General features: G+C 68.1%; 17 protein-coding genes. 11 read left to right on the forward strand and 6 right to left on the reverse strand.

Going from position 1 to position 17,758, the window contains the following annotated elements:
• The 5 genes from AC5Y5V_RS22970 to AC5Y5V_RS22990 all read right to left on the reverse strand — a co-directional run bounded on the left by AC5Y5V_RS22970 (position 1) and on the right by AC5Y5V_RS22990 (position 6,880).
• Positions 1 to 3,243, reverse strand: coding sequence for an MFS transporter (locus AC5Y5V_RS22970; RefSeq protein ID WP_499940215.1), 3,243 nt, complete (start codon positions 3,241 to 3,243; stop codon positions 1 to 3).
• A 30-nt stretch (positions 3,244 to 3,273) separates the two neighbouring features.
• Complete coding sequence (locus AC5Y5V_RS22975) at positions 3,274 to 4,335, reverse strand: FHA domain-containing protein (RefSeq protein ID WP_499940216.1); 1,062 nt, start codon at positions 4,333 to 4,335, stop codon at positions 3,274 to 3,276.
• 501 nt (positions 4,336 to 4,836) lie between these two features.
• A complete protein-coding gene (locus AC5Y5V_RS22980; protein ID WP_499940217.1) occupies positions 4,837 to 6,096 on the reverse strand; it encodes an HNH endonuclease signature motif containing protein in 1,260 nt (419 codons plus the stop codon).
• Between the two features lie 65 nt (positions 6,097 to 6,161).
• Entirely contained in the window at positions 6,162 to 6,314 is a 153-nt protein-coding gene (locus AC5Y5V_RS22985; RefSeq protein WP_499940218.1) for a hypothetical protein, read from the reverse strand.
• Between the two features lie 386 nt (positions 6,315 to 6,700).
• Complete coding sequence (locus AC5Y5V_RS22990; RefSeq protein ID WP_499940219.1) at positions 6,701 to 6,880, reverse strand: hypothetical protein; 180 nt, start codon at positions 6,878 to 6,880, stop codon at positions 6,701 to 6,703.
• 80 nt (positions 6,881 to 6,960) lie between these two features.
• Here AC5Y5V_RS22990 and AC5Y5V_RS22995 point away from each other — a divergent pair, with 80 nt between their 5' ends.
• Both AC5Y5V_RS22995 and AC5Y5V_RS23000 read left to right on the forward strand, forming a co-directional pair.
• Entirely contained in the window at positions 6,961 to 7,161 is a 201-nt protein-coding gene (locus AC5Y5V_RS22995) for a hypothetical protein (RefSeq protein ID WP_499940220.1), read from the forward strand.
• A 7-nt stretch (positions 7,162 to 7,168) separates the two neighbouring features.
• Positions 7,169 to 8,761, forward strand: a complete 1,593-nt coding sequence (locus AC5Y5V_RS23000; protein ID WP_499940221.1) for an FAD-binding oxidoreductase — start codon at positions 7,169 to 7,171, stop codon at positions 8,759 to 8,761.
• Here AC5Y5V_RS23000 and AC5Y5V_RS23005 read toward each other — a convergent pair whose 3' ends face one another.
• Positions 8,762 to 10,129 carry an FAD-dependent oxidoreductase gene (locus tag AC5Y5V_RS23005; RefSeq protein WP_499940222.1) on the reverse strand — a complete coding sequence of 456 codons (1,368 nt, stop codon included), beginning with the start codon at positions 10,127 to 10,129 and terminating at the stop codon, positions 8,762 to 8,764.
• Positions 10,130 to 10,255: 126 nt separating this feature from the next.
• Here AC5Y5V_RS23005 and prfB point away from each other — a divergent pair, with 126 nt between their 5' ends.
• The 9 genes from prfB to AC5Y5V_RS23050 form a co-directional block, all read left to right on the forward strand.
• Positions 10,256 to 11,362 (forward strand): peptide chain release factor 2, encoded by a 1,107-nt coding sequence (prfB, locus tag AC5Y5V_RS23010; RefSeq protein ID WP_499940223.1) that lies wholly within the window; start codon positions 10,256 to 10,258, stop codon positions 11,360 to 11,362.
• Positions 11,352 to 12,338: a mechanosensitive ion channel family protein gene (locus AC5Y5V_RS23015; RefSeq protein ID WP_499940224.1), complete on the forward strand. Its 987-nt coding sequence runs from the start codon at positions 11,352 to 11,354 to the stop codon at positions 12,336 to 12,338. The genes prfB and AC5Y5V_RS23015 overlap by 11 nt, the downstream gene beginning before the upstream one ends.
• Before the next feature lie 5 nt (positions 12,339 to 12,343).
• Positions 12,344 to 12,835 carry an Rv3103c family proline-rich protein gene (locus tag AC5Y5V_RS23020; protein WP_499940225.1) on the forward strand — a complete coding sequence of 164 codons (492 nt, stop codon included), beginning with the start codon at positions 12,344 to 12,346 and terminating at the stop codon, positions 12,833 to 12,835.
• A gap of 44 nt (positions 12,836 to 12,879) precedes the next feature.
• Positions 12,880 to 13,569, forward strand: coding sequence for a cell division ATP-binding protein FtsE (gene ftsE / locus AC5Y5V_RS23025; protein ID WP_499940237.1), 690 nt, complete (start codon positions 12,880 to 12,882; stop codon positions 13,567 to 13,569).
• Complete coding sequence (ftsX, locus tag AC5Y5V_RS23030) at positions 13,570 to 14,463, forward strand: permease-like cell division protein FtsX (protein ID WP_499940226.1); 894 nt, start codon at positions 13,570 to 13,572, stop codon at positions 14,461 to 14,463. It begins immediately after the preceding gene.
• 5 nt (positions 14,464 to 14,468) lie between these two features.
• Positions 14,469 to 14,960: an SsrA-binding protein SmpB gene (gene smpB / locus AC5Y5V_RS23035; RefSeq protein WP_499940227.1), complete on the forward strand. Its 492-nt coding sequence runs from the start codon at positions 14,469 to 14,471 to the stop codon at positions 14,958 to 14,960.
• Positions 14,957 to 15,802, forward strand: coding sequence for an EamA family transporter (locus AC5Y5V_RS23040; protein ID WP_499940238.1), 846 nt, complete (start codon positions 14,957 to 14,959; stop codon positions 15,800 to 15,802). The genes smpB and AC5Y5V_RS23040 overlap by 4 nt, the downstream gene beginning before the upstream one ends.
• 31 nt (positions 15,803 to 15,833) lie before the next feature.
• Complete coding sequence (locus tag AC5Y5V_RS23045; protein ID WP_499940239.1) at positions 15,834 to 16,679, forward strand: maleylpyruvate isomerase family mycothiol-dependent enzyme; 846 nt, start codon at positions 15,834 to 15,836, stop codon at positions 16,677 to 16,679.
• A 120-nt stretch (positions 16,680 to 16,799) separates the two neighbouring features.
• Positions 16,800 to 17,758 (forward strand): ferritin-like domain-containing protein (locus AC5Y5V_RS23050; protein ID WP_499940228.1); only part of this gene is annotated, 959 nt, incomplete at its 3' end.

Here is a 17,758-nt window from a genome sequence, read left to right on the forward strand (position 1 = left end):
CTACCGGTTCAACAGCGCGAGTATCTGCGGCAACGCCTCGCGCGTCGCGGCGCGGCCGGCTTCGCGGGCCTGGTCGATCTGGTGGAACTCCAGTAGCCCGACGCCACGGCTGCCGGGCCGGATCACGACGTCGGCGACGGCCATCGTCGCGGTGGCCGCGACCCGGCTGCCCATCATCATCGTGCGCATCAGCGTTTCCGCGATGCTGGGAATCCGCGGGGGGCCGTCGACGTGGTTGTCGGGCAAGGGTTTTCCCTCACCACCGAAACCGATCGAGACCGCGACCAGCGGGCCCTCGTCGCACGCCAAAGCGGACACCGGAAGATTGTCGAGCACGCCTCCGTCGACGTGCAGCGTGCCGTCATAGACGTAGGGCGGGAAGATTCCGGGCAGCCGCAGCGAACAGCCCACCGCGTCCACGAGCGGGCCCCGGCGGTGCACCACCGCGCGTCGGGCCAGCAGATCGACGCTGACACAACGGAATTCCTTGGGCAACTCCTCCACCAGCCGGTCGCCGTACGCCTGGCGCAACAGCGCCGGGGTGCGTCGTCCGCGGACCAGCCCCTTGACCGGCACGGTGTAGTCGGCGACCGGGCTGTTGCGGATGAAGTACTCGTAGACGTAGGCGTCCACGCCCGCCGAGTTCAGGCCGGTGGCGGCCAGCGCCGCGATGATGGCGCCCATGCTGGTGCCGGCGAACCGGTCGACCAGCACGCCGGCCGCTTCCAGTTCCTCGAGCACCCCAAGGTGGGCGAACGCGCGCGCGCCGCCACCGCCCAGGACCAACCCGATCGAGCGGCCGGCGATGCGGGCCGCGAGCGGGCGCAAATCGTCGGTGCAGCACGCCGCGCTGACGGCGTGCACCGACCGCGGCGTCATCCGCTCCTCCCAGACGCGGCGCTGCTCCCGGGTGGCGGGCGGTCCGGCCAGCACCAGGTCCGCGCCCACCGCCCGCGCCGGCAGTTCGGCCGGTGCCGCCGGGTCCGCGGTGACGAGCACGAGGCGGTCGGCGACGCGCAGACAGAAGTCCCGCCACGCGGCGTCGTCCGCGTCCGGGTTGTAGGACGCGTGCAGCACTACCTTGTCCGCGGACGCCTCGGCGCGCTCCAGGCCGTCCCGGTCGACTCGGCCGGGGTTCACCGCGTGGACGAAGGTCGACAGCTGGGACAGCAGTTCGGTGGCCACCATCGCCACCGGCGCGGCGGCGTCGAGACCGACGACGGCGACCACCACCTCCGCCGACGTCGACCGCGACACGGCCGGGGGAGGCGTGTTGTGCAACCGCGTGGCCAGCTCCTCGACGAGGGCGCCGAGCACGCGGGCGTCGGCGATCCGGTCGAATTGGGCCTTGGTGAGCCGGATCAGCGTGGAGTCGCGCACGGCGCGGATCGAGGCCGAGCGCGGCGCACCGATGAGCAGCCCGAGCTCGCCGAGCACCTCGCCGCGGCCCAATTCCCGCACCACGACTTCGTTTTCGCGGCCTTTGAGCACCTGCACGCGGCCCGCGCGGATGACGTACAGGCAATTCGCCGGATCGCCCTCGCGGAAGAGGTATGAGCCCGCATCGAGTTCCACCTCTTCGGTGCTGTGCCGCAGGTCGGCCAGCGCGGCGTCGTCCAGTCCAGCGAACAGCGGCAGGTTGCGCAGGGGATCGCCCTCGCGGGCGGCCGCCGTGGCGGGCGCGAGGTGTGCGGCCGTCGACGTGGCATGTCGAGGTTCGAACTGCGGCAACGGTTCCGGCTCGAGCTCGGCGTCTTCGACGTGACCGGTGCGGCCCAGGAACACCGCGCCCAGGGCGACCGCGACGAAGCACACCGCGGCCATCATCCAGCCGTGCCGCAGCGCGTTCACACCCAGGCCTCGCGCCGGCGTCCCGATCAGGACCACCAGCAGCGCGACCCCGATGACGGCGCCTAGCTGGCGGCAGCTGCTGACCACCGCCGACGCGGTCGCGTAGCTGCCGCCCTTGGCGATGCGGGCCAGGGCGGCGCTGCCCAGCAGCGGCAGCGTTGCGCCGACGCCGAGGCCCTGCAGGAGCTGGCCGGGCAGCCAGGCGCCGAGGAAGTCCGGGTGTACCTCCACGCGCTTGAGGTACCACACCAGGCTGCCGGCCCAGATCAGCCCGCCGACGAAGATGATCAGCCGGTGGCCGCGCCGGTCGGCGACCTTGCCGAGCACCGCGGCGACGACGGCCGCCACGAGCGCAGCCGGCGCGACCGCCAGGCCCGTCTTCAGCAGGTTGTAGTGCCACACGTAGTTGAGGAAGAGCACGTGGGTGAGCAGGTAGCCGTAGAAACCCGCGCCCGCGATGATGGTCAGCACGTTGCCCGCGACGAAGGATCGGACGCGCAGGTAGGCGGGTTCGATCAGCGGCGCCGGGTGGGATCGCGAGCTGAGAACAAACCCGACCAGCGCGACCGCGGAGCCGACGAACGATCCGAGGGTCCCGACGCTGGTCCAGCCCCAGTCCGGGCCCTTGATCAGGCCCAGGGTCAGCAGCCCCAGGGCCACGGCGAGCAGCGTCGCCCCGCGCAGGTCGGGCACGCGGCGCTGTCCGGGCGCGCGGCTCTCCACCAACGCGCGCCGCGCCACGATCACCGCCACGATGCCCAACGGCAGGTTCACCAGGAACGCCCACCGCCAGTTCGACGCCTGCACGATCGCGCCGCCGATCGGCGGTCCCAGGCCCGACGCGATGGCCGCCGCCGCGCCCCACAGGCCGACGCCGTGGGCGCGGCGGGAGGGGTCGAAGCCCTCGACGACGAGCGCCAGCGACGCGGGAACCAGCAGCGCCGCCCCGATGCCCTGCAACACCCGGTAGGCGACCAATTGCTCGACACTGCCGGCGACCGCGCACAACACCGACGCCAGCGTGAAAACCAATACGCCCCAGACGAACATCCGTTTGCGTCCGAGCAGGTCGGCGAGCTTGCCCGCCGCGACCAGGAACGCCGCGAAGATGATGTTGTAGGCGTTGAGCACCCAGGACAGGCTGCTGATGGCGTACGTCGGGAACGACTGCTGGATGTTCGGAAATGCGACGTTGACGATCGTCGAGTCGAGGAAGGCCAGGAAGGCGCCGAACGCCGCCACCAACAGCACGGCCGTCGACGAGGGTTGGCGGCGCACGGTGAGCAGCGGTAACGACAGGCGTCTGGTGGTCTCCGTCGTCCCGCGGGCGGCGGAGGACTCGGCGGGTGCGGTGTGGGTCGGGCGCTTCGCCCGCGAGGTGCTCAGATCCATTGTGGGGCCTATCGATTGACGCCGAGCGGCTCAGAGCGAGCCGCGGATGGGATTCTGCGCGGTGAGGTCCTGGTCTCCTTCCGGGCCAGTGGAGTCGGTCGACGGCGTGCGGCCGATGGCGGGGAAAACCATCTCGGTCCCGCTGCGGCCCTTGAGTTCGACGTGTTCGGCGTCGCCCCACCGGAAGTGCTTTTCGGCCAGGCGGCGCACGCCGCTGGTCACCATCACCGAGGCGCGTCCCTGGCGGCCGGCCAGCCCGGCCAGGCGGAACGCCACATTGGTCGAGTCGCCGATCACCGCCTCGACCGATCTGGTCATCGCGGCCATCGCGACCATTCCCTGCACGACGCCCCAGCCCATCCGGATCGGCGAGCCGTCCGGGCTGCGCAACGGCAGTTGCGGCGCCAGCTCCTCGACGTGGCGGTTCGCGGCAAGCGCGAAATCGATTGCCCGGGCGGCGGCGTCCCTGAACCTGCTCGCCTCCCAGATCGCGAAGATCGCGTCGCCGGCGTAGTGGTTCAGGGTGCCTTCGTGGGCCTGCAACACCCCGCCCACCTCATGCCACAGCGTGTGCAGGCTCTGCGCGACCACGGTTTCCTCGGTGACCTGGGAGATCGTGGAGTAGTTGATGATGTCGCCGACGACCATGACCATCGCGGCCTGGCTGATGCGGGTGCGCGTGGGCCTGGGCGCGGCGGTCTGCTTGGCGGCCGCGAACAGCTGCGAGCGGAATTCCAGCGTCATGTCGCCGATCTGGATCTCGTCGCCGGGCCTGATCGGCCGGGGCACCGCGCGTTCCAGCCGCAGTCCATTGACCAATGTGCCGTTGGTGCTGGTGTCGATGACGAAGGCCTGATCGCTCTCGGCGTCCAACCTGATCTCCAGATGGGTGCGCGATATTTCGGGGTCGTGGATCACCAGCCGGCGCGAGCGGTTGATCCCCGCGCATTCGCGGCCCACGAATAGCTGGTCGACGATCGGCACCAGCCGCTCGGCGCCGCCGTCGTCCAGGACGAGGTAGCCCAACGCGTCGGTTTGTTGTCCGTCCGGAGCCTCGATGGAAGGAGTCATGATCGCCTCGCTGCTAGCCATGACCGCGAATTTGCGGATGCTTCCGGTGACAAAGTGACGGTTGAGACATTACATGCTGCGCATCGATGCGTACTCGATCTTGTTGAATTTGCTGATTCTCCAGTTGCGGCGATGTCCCCGGGCGACATTTGGTCATTGCACTGGACGAACAGGCATCACCGAATGGACGGGAATTCATGCCGTTTTCCGGCCAGTCGGCCACGACACCTTCCTGCAGTAACACGCACTGACGCTGACCGGACCGGAGGTCTGTCAGGTGGTTTTGGCATCAATTCGATTGAGGCGGCCAATAGTCGGGCGAACGTCTTCTCCTCGACGGTGGAGTATCGGCCAATTCTGTGGCTGACGAGATGTGTGCAGCAAAACAGCATTTACGCGAGGGTCGCTGTCTGACGGACAGCCGGCAGCGTTCGACGGCGGGTTGCGACGGCCCTTTCCCGGTTCATTGCGAAGATCGTATGTGCGTCGGTTCAGATTGGTGCGCAGCACGAGCGAATTTCGCTATGTCCCGGTCTTTTTGGGTTCGTAGGGTGTGTACCACCACCAGTCGGCGCGTTCGCCGAGAGGCCCGTTCCAGGGCGGAACATCGGGTGGGGGTGTGTTGGGTGGTCGGGCCAGGGAGCGGTTGTCCAGGGTGCGGCCGTCGCTGTCGGTGACGCTCAGATCCTCGGCGGTGCCGGAGATGGTGATGCCGCCGCGGTGGTGCAGGCGGTGGTGATACGGGCATAGCAGCACCAGGTTCGAGAGCTCGGTGGGGCCGCCGTCTTCCCAGTGCACCAGGTGGTGGGCGTGCAGGCCGCGGGTGGCCCCGCAGCCGGGTACTGCGCAGGTGCGGTGGCGGTGCTCGAGGGCGCGGCGCAGCCGGCGGCTGATTTGACGGGTCTCCCTCCCCGCCCCGATCGGCACCCCGTCGCGTTCAAACCACGCCTCGAAGGTGGCGTCGCAGGTCAGGTACTGCCGTTCGGCGTCGGAGAGCAGCGGGCCCAGGTGCAGGGCGGCGGCACGGGCGGCGACGTCGAGGTGCACCACCACCGTGGTGTGCGCGCTGTGTGGGCGCTGGGCGGCATCGGCGTCCCAGCCGGCGTCCACCAGCCGCAGAAACGCATCCACTGTGGACGGTATCGGGGGCCGCTGCTCGTCGGTGCTGTCGGTGCTGCTGTCGGCGTGGTCGCGTTTCCACTGCGCGACCAGCGCATCCCGATGCGAGGCCAGCGCGGCATCGAACGTCGCCGCCTCCACAGGGCCCAGCGTGATCCGGTAACAACTGCCCGTCTCCTTGGCGGTCTTGGTGAGCGAGGGCTCCGGGGCCGGGCGCGGTTCCGGGTCGGGGCGGGGCTCCAGCTTGACCGCGGTGCGCAACTGGTTGACCGTGGCCACCGCCGCCAGCTCCGCATAATGCTCATCGGAACCCGCACCCGCCCCGGTGGCGATCACCCCCACCTGATCCAGCGACAACCGGCCCGCCGCCATCGCCTCGGCACACAACGGGAACTCGTCGAGCCGGCCCGCGACCGTGGTGATCGTGGCCGCGGTCGCCGAGGACAACCCCAGCCGCCAGGCCACCAACGCCTTGACCGACCGCGCCCCGGTCATGCCACACAACCCGTTGCGCTCAATCTCAGCCACCCGCGCCACGATCTGGGCGTCGATCGCGTTGCGCTGACCCGCCAACTCCGCGAGCTCCTCGAACAACACCTCCAGACGATCCATGGGTCTGTTCGCCGGCACGGGCGCAAGAGGCGTTGGGGGAAACGACGACATAACCCCATCAAAGCAGCCACCTACGACAACTTTCGGCGACCAAATCCGCGCCGAACCCTCACGCCTCACGCATACAGTCGGCAGCGCGCGACGAGAATCTGAGCCAGACGTTTTGGTTCGCTGACCATCAGGCAGTGACAGGAATTCATCGCATAGAGCGTCTGCACACCGCCGAGCGCCTCGATGTATTGGCGCTGCAACTTCGTCGGGGAGAGCACGGTCGCGCACGGTAAGAATCCACGTTCGCGGAATCTCGTCAGGCAATTCGCGGCGCGGCATGGTCTCCGTCAGGATGCGGAGTGACTCCGCATAAAGCTTGCCGGACATAAACCGGCGACCGCGCAAAGGGGCCCCGTTCAAGTACACGAATCTCGCCATCCAGCGGGGTGTTTTCGCGCGGGACCCCGCGGTTTGCGAAGCGCCGGGCGATTCTGGCGATCAGCCACGGTGAACTGTCTACGATGGCGGTGCCTTCCGGCGGAAGGAAGGCGGCGGCGAAGATCATTTCTCGCACGCGTGCCGTCCCGAGCCTGGTACCACCCCGGGTAGCGTCACGGCTCCCATCGAATGACCGACGATGACGATCTCATCCAGCCCGGCGCTCTCAATGTTGCATCGAGAGTGTCATCGCCGTCAGATCGCCGGGTTTGCCCCGTCGCCTCGGCATGTCGGGGGTAACCACCGCCAATTCTGTTGCCAGAAGGTTTATTTCGTCGACAACGAGCTCCCAAGAGTCGCTCGCGAGCCCGCCGCCGTGCACGAGAACCAGTGCGGGTAACGCCACTGCGGCCTCCTTGAGGGCTACGCGCCCAAGCCGGATCGTAAAGCCCGCAATCGTGCCTTTTGTCTGGCATCCTGAATCCCATGGGCAAGGAAATCGATCGGGTCCGGGCGACGAGCGCGCTCGAAGTGATCAAGCAGCACCCCGGGCTGGTGCTCTTCGCGGTCTCCCCGCTGATCGCGCTCGTGGCCGTCACCTGGTACTTCACCAATGCGTTCTGGGGCATTGTCTTGGCCCTGGTACTGCTGGTGGCCGGCGGGGCATTCGTGGTCCTCAAGCGCTGACGCCGGCATGCGTTCGTGGTGGGGTTGGGGCACGGTCGAAGACGCGCTTTCCGAACGGGAGACGCGGGCACTGGAGTCGCGGGTGGCCGCGATGCTGCCCGGACACGACCTGAGCGATCACCGGCCGCCGGATCCGGCCCAGCTGGGGTTGGCGGCGCCGCGCGTCACCCCGCCGTCGTCGCTGGCCAGCCTGTGCTCGGCCGACCCGCTGGATCGGGCGGGCCATGCCCGCGGCAAGGCGTTCCGGGACGTGGCCCGCAACCTGCAGGGCCACCTCGACCACGTCCCCGACCTGATCGTGCGGCCGCGCAGCGAACACGAAGTCGTCGACGTGCTCGACTGGTGCTCGCGCGACGGCATTGCCGCGATTCCCTACGGCGGCGGCAGCTCGGTGGTGGGCGGCGTGGAGCCGCGCTTCGACGGACCGGCCGTCACGGTGGACGTCTCGGTGATGAGCTCGGTGCTCGAAGTCGACCGGATCAGCCGGGCTGCGCGCATCCAGTCCGGGGCGCTCGGGCCGTGGATCGAGCGCCAGCTGCGCCCGCACGGGCTCACCCTGCGCCACTTCCCGCAGTCGTTCGCCTTCTCCAGCCTGGGTGGGTGGCTGGCCACCCGGGCCGGCGGGCACTTCGCCACGCTGTACACGCACATCGATGACCTGACCGAATCGCTACGGGTGGTCACCCCGGCGGGGGTCAGCGAGTCGCGGCGGCTGCCGGGATCGGGTGCCGGGCCGTCGTCGGACCGACTGTTCCTCGGCTCGGAGGGTGCGCTCGGCATCATCACCGAGGCGTGGATGCGGCTGCAGGACCGGCCGCGGTGGCAGGTCACGGCGTCGGTGGCGTTCGAGGACTGGGCCGCGGCGGTGGCCGCGATCCGCATGATCGCGCAGGCCGGCCTCTACCCGGCGAACTGCAGGCTGCTGGACCCGGCCGAGGCGTTACTCAACGCCGGCACAGCCGTCGCGGGCGGGCTGCTGGTGCTCGCCTTCGAATCGGCCGACCACCCGATCGACCCGTGGCTGGACCGGGCCATCGAGATCGCCACCGCGCACGGCGGCACCGTCACCGCCCGTCGTAGCCGCGAAACCGAAAGTGACGCAATCGAAAACGACGCACCCGATGCCTCGAAGACGTGGCGCTCGTCGTTCCTGCGGATGCCGTATCAGCGGGACGCCCTCGCGCGCCGCGGCGTCATCGCCGAGACCTTCGAAACCGCGTGCACCTGGGCCGGATTCGACGCCCTGCACGCCGCGGTGACCGAGGCCGCCCGCACCGCGATCAAACGGGTGTGCGGCACCGGCGTGGTGACGTGCCGGTTCACCCACGTCTATCCCGACGGCCCCGCCCCCTACTACGGCATCTACGCCGGCGGGCGCTGGGGCTCGCTCGACGCGCAGTGGGACGAGATCAAAGCCGCTGTGTCCGAGGCGATCAGCGCGACGGGAGGCACCATCACCCACCACCACGCGGTCGGCCGCGACCACCGCCCGTGGTATGACCGGCAGCGCCCGGACCCCTTCGCGGCGGCCCTGCGCGCGGCCAAGTCCGCGCTGGACCCGGCCGGCATCCTCAACCCCGGGGTGCTCCTGGACGCGTGATCAGCCGTGCCCGATGTGCAGCAGCTTGGCGAGGTTGGGCAGCTTGACGCGGGGTCGACCGTGCGGCTCGCCGGCCGCCCGCTCGAACTGGTCGATGACGTCCCAGTGCGCTGACGTGACCACCTTGGGCTGACGGTCGGTGAGCCAGGCGGTGAGCTTGTCGGCGTGGTCGTCGGGGAAGTCCGCGGCCTCGGCACCGGCGAGATCCGCCAGCAGGGTGTCGACGGTGTCCTGGGAGTCCGACTTGTTAGTGCCGATCACCCCGGTCGGCCCGCGCTTGATCCAGCCGACGACGTACTCGTTGCGGCTGCCGTCGATCCGGCCGTGGGTGTGGGGGATGGTCCCGCGCTTGTCGTCGAACGGCAGCCCGGGGGTGGGCACCCCGCGGTAGCCGACCGAGCGGACGACGAGTTGCACCGGAAGTTCCTCGCGCTCGCCGGTGTCCTTGGCCGACACCCAGCCGCTCTCGTCGGTGACCAACTCGTTGGCGCCCAAAACGATGTGCTCGACGCGATCGTCGCCCTTGATCTCGATCGGCGACGTCAGGAACCGGAACACGATGCGACGGTGACCCGGACGCGGCTCGCGGCCGATGTAACCGCGCAGCACTTTGATGTTCGTCTTGGTCGTCTTGCCGGCGGCCTCGGCGTCCTCGTCGGTGATGCCCTCGAACTGCGCCGGGTCGACGATCACGTCGACGCCCTCGAGCTCGCCGAGCTCGCGCAGCTCCAGCGTCGTGAACGCCGTCTGCAACGGGCCGCGCCGCCCGATGATCACCACCTCTTCGACCCCGCGGGGACGCAGCGATTCCAGCGCGTGGTCGGCGATGTCGGTCTGCCCCAACACGTCGGGGTCGGTGACCAGGATCCGGGCGACGTCGATCGCGACGTTGCCGTTGCCGACGACGACGGCGCGGGCGCCCGACAGGTTCGGGGTCTTGTCCTCGAAATGCGGGTGCGCGTTGTACCAGCCCACGAAGTCGACGGCGGAGATGCTGCCGGTGAGGTGTTCGCCGGGGATGTTCAGCGGCTTGTCCGACTGCGCGCCCACGGCGTAGATCACCGCGTCGTAGTTCTCGGCGAGCTCGGCGGCCGTGACGTGCTCGCCGACGACCACGTTGCCGAAGAAGCGGAAACGGGGGTCGGCGGCGGTCTTCTCGAACTGTTTGCTGATCGACTTGATCTTGGGGTGGTCGGGCGCGACGCCGGAGCGCACCAGCCCCCAGGGTGTGGGCAGCATCTCCAGCATGTCGACGGCGACGTCGATCTCCTCGGACGCGTCGGCGGCTTTGAGTAAGGATGATGCGGCAAAAAACCCGGACGGCCCGGAACCGACGATCGCTATGTAATACGGATGGTTACGACGCAATGCTGGAGCCTTCTGTTTTGTGCCCGGCTGCGACGCAAGGGGCTGGAGATGGGCTGACGTCGCAGTCGTGCGGTGCACACGATGGTCATCTGATGCTAAACCGTGCCACCGGTAACCTGGTCAGCTGTGGAACCCGACCGTCAAGCCGACATCGCCGCGCTCGACTCCACCCTGACCACGGTGGAGCGCGTCATCGATGTGGACGGTCTGCGCCGCCGCATCGAGAAACTCGAGGTGGAGGCGTCCGATCCCAAGCTCTGGGACGACCAGAACCACGCGCAAAAGGTGACCAGCGAGCTGTCCCACACCCAGGGTGAGCTGCGCCGGGTGGAGGAACTGCGACAACGCCTCGACGACCTGCCGGTGCTCTACGAGCTCGCCGCCGAGGAGGGTGAAGCGGAAGCGCTGGCCGAGGCCGACGCCGAGCTCAAGGCGCTGCGCGCCGACATCGAGGCCACCGAGGTGCGCACGCTGCTGTCCGGTGAGTACGACGAGCGCGAGGCGCTGGTCACCATTCGATCCGGCGCCGGCGGGGTGGACGCCGCCGACTGGGCCGAGATGCTGATGCGCATGTACATCCGGTGGGCCGAGCAGCACAAGTACGGCGTCGAGGTGTTCGACACGTCCTACGCCGAAGAGGCGGGCATCAAGAGCGCCACGTTCGCCGTGCACGCGCCGTTTGCCTATGGCACGCTGTCCGTCGAGCAGGGCACACACCGATTGGTGCGGATCAGCCCGTTCGACAACCAGAGCCGCCGCCAGACGTCGTTTGCCGAAGTCGAGGTGCTGCCTGTGGTGGAGACCACAGACCACATCGACATACCCGAGGGGGACATTCGGGTAGACGTCTACCGCTCGAGTGGGCCAGGCGGCCAGTCGGTCAACACCACAGACTCCGCGGTTCGGCTCACCCACATACCAACCGGTATCGTGGTCACTTGCCAGAACGAGAAGTCGCAGCTGCAGAACAAGGTGGCGGCGATGCGCGTTCTGCAGGCAAAGCTGTTGGAGCGCAAGCGCTTAGAAGAGCGCGCTGAGCTCGACGCACTGAAAGGGGACGGCGGCAGCTCCTGGGGTAACCAGATGAGGTCGTACGTCTTGCACCCCTATCAGATGGTCAAGGATCTGCGGACCGAGTACGAGGTCGGCAATCCGGCGGCCGTCTTGGACGGAGACATCGACGGATTCCTGGAAGCGGGAATTCGCTGGCGCAACCGAAAAGATGACGACTAACACAACTGTTCTAGCGAGTGCCTGGTCGACCAGTACCCGTTACTGGCACGACTTCTGGCACAGCATGGCCGGCGAGCGTGGCCTGCGCATTGTCATACTGCTGATCGGCGCGGTCCTGGCCGCCCGCTTCGTGAGCTGGGTCGCCCAACAGGTGACACAGCGTCTCGACCTCGGCTTCGCCGAGAGCGACGCGCTGGTGCGCTCGGAGGCGACCAAACACCGTCAAGCGGTGGCATCGGTGATCCGCTGGGTGTCGATCGTGCTCATCGGCATCGTCGTCATGATGCAGATCAGCGACGTCCTGCAATTCTCGGTGGGCGGCCTGGTGGCGCCGGCGACCGTGGTGGGTGCGGCGCTCGGTTTCGGCGCACAGCAGCTGGTCAAGGACTTGCTGTCGGGCTTCTTCATCATCGCGGAGCGTCAGTACGGGTTCGGCGACCTCGTCAAGCTCTCCCTCGGCTCCGCTATCGAGGCCTACGGGACCGTCGAGAATGTGACGCTGCGGGTGACCCGGTTACGGTCCGCGGACGGTGAGGTCTTCACGGTGCCCAACGGCCAGATCATCAAAGCCGCCAACCTCTCCAAGGACTGGGCACGCGCCGTCGTCGACATACCCGTGTCGACCAGCACCGACCTGAACCGCGTCAACGAGGTCCTGCATCAGGAGTGCCAGCGCGCACGCGACGACAAGCTGCTGGGGGAGTTGCTGCTGGATGCCCCGACGGTGATGGGCGTGGAGAGCATCGCGGTCGACACCGTCACCCTGCGCCTGGTGGCCCGCACCCTGCCCGGCAAGCAGTTCGAGGCCGGGCGCGAGCTGCGGGTGCTGGTGATTCGGGCCCTGGCCCGGGCCGGGATCGTGACCGCGGCGGATGCCACCGTGGGCCTGGTCGATGACGCAGCCGTTTCCCCCGCTGAGAGCGAAGCGGCAGGCGCGCGAGAGAAAACCGACAAGAACTTGCAAGGCTCGGTGTAGCACCGATGAAACTGACACTCAACATCTTCGAGAAACGCCGGGAGGACGACGAGAAGCGCTGGCCGAAGTACGCGTTCGGCGGTCGGCTGCGAACGTCCACCCTGGCTCTCATCGCCGCCTTCATAGCGCTGCTGTGGATCCAGGCACACGAACAGGCCGGAACGTCGTCCTCGAAGACGACCACGGTCGCACCACCGCCGCCGCCGGGTTACACCTTCGACAACAGAAGCGGCGGCAACCGGGGCTATGTCCCGGACCCCAAGTCCGACTACACGCTGGTGCCACGCACGCAGCTGCAGCCGCCAGCTACGACCACGCCGCCGCCGCCCCCGCCCCCGACCACGACGACCACGCCGCCGTTCGTGCTGCCGACGCTGCCGTGCATACCGCCGTTCTGCACGCCCAGCACGACCCCCGGTTCGCCCAGCCCGGGGCCTTCCCAGCAACCCCAAACAGGCCCCGGTCCGACGCCCACGCCGTCGCTGCCGGCCCGTTGATTTTCGCGAGCCAGCGAAAATCACCGCTACACTGGCGTGCCGTGATGATCACGCTGGACCATGTCAGCAAGCAGTACAAGTCGTCGGCGCGCCCGGCGTTGGATGACGTCAACGTCAAGATCGACAAGGGCGAGTTCGTATTCCTCATCGGCCCGTCGGGGTCGGGGAAGTCGACGTTCATGCGGCTGCTGCTCGGCGCGGAGGTGCCCACCACGGGCGACGTCCGGGTCTCGAAGTTCCACGTCAACAAGTTGCGTGGTCGTCACATACCGAAGCTGCGGCAGGTGATCGGCTGTGTCTTCCAGGACTTCCGGTTGCTGCAGCAAAAGACGGTGTTCGACAACGTCGCGTTTGCGCTCGAGGTGATCGGCAAGCGCGCCGACACGATCAACCGGGTCGTGCCGGACGTGCTCGAGACCGTCGGCCTGTCCGGCAAAGCCAGCCGGCTGCCCAACGAGCTGTCGGGCGGCGAACAGCAGCGCGTGGCGATCGCCCGCGCGTTCGTCAACCGGCCGCTGGTGCTACTGGCTGACGAGCCGACCGGCAACCTCGACCCCGACACCAGTCAGGACATCATGGATTTGTTGGAGCGGATCAACCGCACCGGGACGACGGTGGTGATGGCGACCCACGACCACCACATTGTGGACTCGATGCGGCAGCGCGTGGTCGAACTCTCACTGGGCAGGCTGGTTCGCGACGAACAGCGTGGCGTTTACGGGATGGATCGTTAAGTGCGCTTCGGCTTCCTACTCAATGAGGTCCTGACCGGCCTGCGTCGCAACGTCACCATGACGATCGCGATGATCCTGACGACCGCGATCTCCGTCGGCCTGTTCGGCGGCGGGCTACTGGTGGTGCAGCTGGCCGACAACTCCCGGGCCATCTACCTGGACCGCGTCGAATCCCAGGTGTTCCTGACCACCGACGTCTCGGCCAACGACGCGACGTGCGACGCGGACCCCTGCAAGGCGCTGCGCGGCAAGATCGAGGCGCGCAAGGACGTCAAATCGGTGCGGTTCCTCAACCGCGACGACGCCTACGCCGACGCGATCCGCAAGTTCCCGCAGTTCAAGGACGTGGCCGGCAAGGACTCCTTCCCGGCGTCGTTCATCGTCAAGCTGGACAATCCCGAGGAGCACAAGGACTTCGACGCGGCCATGCAGGGCCAGCCCGGCGTTGACCATGTGCTCAACGAGAAGGACCTGATTGACCGGCTGTTCGCGGTGCTCGACGGTCTGAGCAATGTCGCCTTCGCCGTCGCGCTGGTCCAGGCGATCGGCGCGATCCTGCTGATCGCCAACATGGTCCAGGTGGCGGCCTATACGCGGCGCACGGAGATCGGAATCATGCGGCTGGTGGGCGCCAGCCGCTGGTACACGCAGCTGCCGTTCCTGGTGGAGGCGATGCTGGCGGCGACGCTCGGCGTGGGCATCGCCCTGCTCGGCCTCGTCGGGGTGCGGGCGTTGTTCCTGGACAACGCGCTGCGGCAGTTCTATCAAGCCAACCTGGTCGCGAAGGTCGACTACGCCAACATCCTCTACATCGCGCCGTGGCTCGTCCTGCTCGGTGTGGTGATGTCGGGGCTGACCGCGTATGTGACATTGCGCATATACCTGCGGCGGTAGCGACGGTGGCCAACAACCCGCCCGGCAAACGCGGTGGCAAACAGATCATTGCCACCAACCGCAAGGCCCGGCACAACTATGCGATCGTCGAGCTATTCGAGGCCGGGGTCGCGCTGCAGGGCACCGAGGTAAAGAGCCTGCGCGAGGGCCACGCGTCGCTCGCGGACGCGTTCGCGACCGTCGACGACGGCGAAATATGGCTGCGTAACCTGCACATTCCCGAGTATCAGCACGGCAGCTGGACCAACCACGAACCACGCCGAAACCGGAAATTGTTGTTGCACCGCAGGCAAATTGACACCCTGATCGGCAAGATCCGCGATGGTAACCTCGCCCTGGTGCCGTTGTCTCTGTATTTCTCCGAAGGGAAAGTCAAGGTCGAGCTCGCGTTGGCGCGCGGTAAGCGAGCGTACGACAAACGCCAGGACATGGCCCGCCGCGACGCCCAGCGCGAGGTGGTCCGAGAACTCGGCCGCCGAGCCAAGGGCATGAACTGATTGGCGCCGCATACGCGCAGCTGTCGGCCGTAACCTACGGCGTCAGCGATTTCGTGGGCGGTGTGGCTTCCCGCCGCGTCGCGGCGCTGCGCGTAATGCTTGCCGCGTATCCCGTCGAGATGGTGCTGCTCGGCGTGCTGGCCATCGCCGTCGGCGGTCCAGTCCAGACCGGGGCCGTCGTGTGGGGCTGCCTGTACGGCGTCAGCCAGGCGATCGGCATGTGGGCGTTCTTCGCGGCGCTGGGCTCCGGCCCGATCTCGGTGGTCTCGCCGCTGGCGGCCGTGCTCAACGCGGCCGTGCCCGTCGCCGCCGGCGTCGCGCTGGGGGAGCGCCCGGGCGCGGCGGCGTCGGTGGGCGTGGTGCTGGCGATCGTCGCGGTGCTGCTCGTCGGCCGGGAAGCGACCGACAGCTCCGTCTCGCCGTACCGGTTCACCACCCGAGTGGCGCTGTTGACGATCGTGGCCGGGACCGCGTTCGGGCTGGATCTGGTGTTCCTGCACCAGGCGCCGCATGAGTGCCGGCTGTGGCCGCTGGTGTTCGCCCGGATCTCGGCCACCGCGGTGGTGTTCGCGCTGGCCGCGTTCAGCCACAACCTGCGCCTGCCGCGCGGGAAGCCGCTGAAGCTGGCGTTGGCGGCGGCGCTGCTCGACATCGTCGCCAACGTGACGATGCTGCTGGCGTTGCACGCTTGGCTGCTCTCGTTGGCCAGCATCCTGATCTCGCTGTATCCGGCGGCGACGGTGGTGCTGGCGATGGTTGTGCTGCGTGAGCGCGTGACCCGCTGGCAGGCGGTCGGCATGCTGATGGCGATGGGTTCGGTGGCATTGATCGCTGCGGGCTAGACGTTGGGCATACGATCCGACCATGTCCAACCTGGCTGACCGACCCCTGACCAAGCTCGACAAATCCGAAGTTCTCGCCGGTCTGTTCGCCGTGTGGGATGACATCGACGCGCTCCTGGACGGCCTGCCGGAGGCGGACTGGCTGGCCGCCAGCGCGGTGCCAGCCTGGGACGTCAAGGCCGTGCTGTCGCACATCGTGGGGACGGAGTCGTTCTTGACCGGCATCTCCCCACCGCAACCGGACGTGGACGTCAAGGCGCTCGATCACGTGCGCAACGACATCGGCGCGCTCAACGAATGCTGGGTGCGGCATCTGGCCGGGGAACCGGGCAGCGCCGTCCTCGAGCAGTTCCGCTCGGTGACCAAGGGCCGGCGCGAGGCGCTGACGGCCATGTCCGACGACGAGTGGAACGCGCAGACATTTACGCCGGTGGGCCCCGAAAGCTATGGCCGGTTCATGCGGGTGCGGGTGTTCGACTGCTGGATGCACGAACAGGACATCCGGGTGGGGTTGCGACGGCCGTCGACGGACGCCGAGATCGACGGGTCCCCGGCGCGGATGTCCCTCGACGAGATCGCCGGCAGCATGGCCTTCGTCGTCGGCAAGCTGGGCCAGGCGCCCGACGGGTCCCGGGTCCTGTTCGACCTGACCGGCCCCCTGGCCCGCACCATCCGCGTGCGGGTCGACGGCCGCGCGCAGGTGGTCGACGACTTCGGCGGTTCCGAGCCCACAGCGACCATCCGGCTGGACGCGCTGCAGTTCACCCGGCTCGCGGGCGGGCGGCCGATGTGCCCGGCGCGGTCCTCCGACGTCGAGTTCGACGGCGACAAGGATGTCGGCGCGCGGATTGTCGAACGTCTGAATTTCGTGATCTAAGTGCGACTTTCGTCGCGACGCTAGCGACGCATGTTGGTCTGCGGCGATAATCGGGTAGGCGAGTAGTACGGACGCATTCGCGTCGACACCCCGTTTCTTTCGCTAGGAGGCCGACAAGCAATGACTTCAACGGATACGACCAGGTTGCTCGCGCAATTGCGGAGTCTGCTGGATCTAACCCACACCGAAATCCAGATCGCGGAAACCCGGGTCGCGCAGGCACGTACTGAGGCGGTGCGCCGCGAGCTCACCCAGAACGCGGAGAACGGCCGCGAGCGCGCTGTGGCGATCGAGGCCGCGATCCGCAACCTCGGTGGCTATCCCGATGTGGTGGGCCCGTTCCTGGGTCGCGCCGCCGCGCTGGTCAAGGCGCTGACAGAGCAGGCAGAACCCTTCGACGAGGCGCTGTTGGGCGACTTGGCCCTCGAAGACCAGCTGCTGGACCGTGCCCGTTACGCGAAGGCTCTGGCCGTCGCGGCCAAGGAGCAGGAAATCGTCGACCTCGCCGATCGCCTTATCACCGCGCACCATGCGACGGTCGAATGGCTGACCACCGTGCTCGCCGAAGACGCGCTCGGCGGCCCGGCTGCGCTGCGTCGCACGCCGCTGCAGGCGGCCGCGGGGACGGCCGTCAAACTGTTCAACCTGCCGGTCGCCTGGTCCGCCCGCGGAGTCGACCGCGCCGTCGATGCGGTGCGCTCTACTCGACCCGCGATCAAGGACATCATCGAGCGCGGGGGCAACGCCGGCGAGGTTGCCGCTAAGGCGCTGTCCGCGTCGCAGAATGCAGCGCTGAAGGCTGCGGAAAGGGTCACCCGCTCCGAGGGAGCGGACCGGACCGCCGACGCATTGCACGCTAGTCGCGCGACCGTGGGTGTGCTGGATGCTGAGGAGCTGCCCATCCGCGACTACGACGGCCTCAACCAGACCGACGCGGTGGAGGCGATCAAGGACCTCAAGGCTCCCGACGACGTGCGCGTGGTCATCGCCTACGAGGAGGCGCACAAGAACCGGCAGCGTGTCGTTTCGGCGGCGCAGACTCGCGTCGCCGCGATCGCTCAAGAGGTGGTCGGCATCAA

It is taken from the genome of Mycobacterium sp. NGS68 (assembly GCF_059812195.1).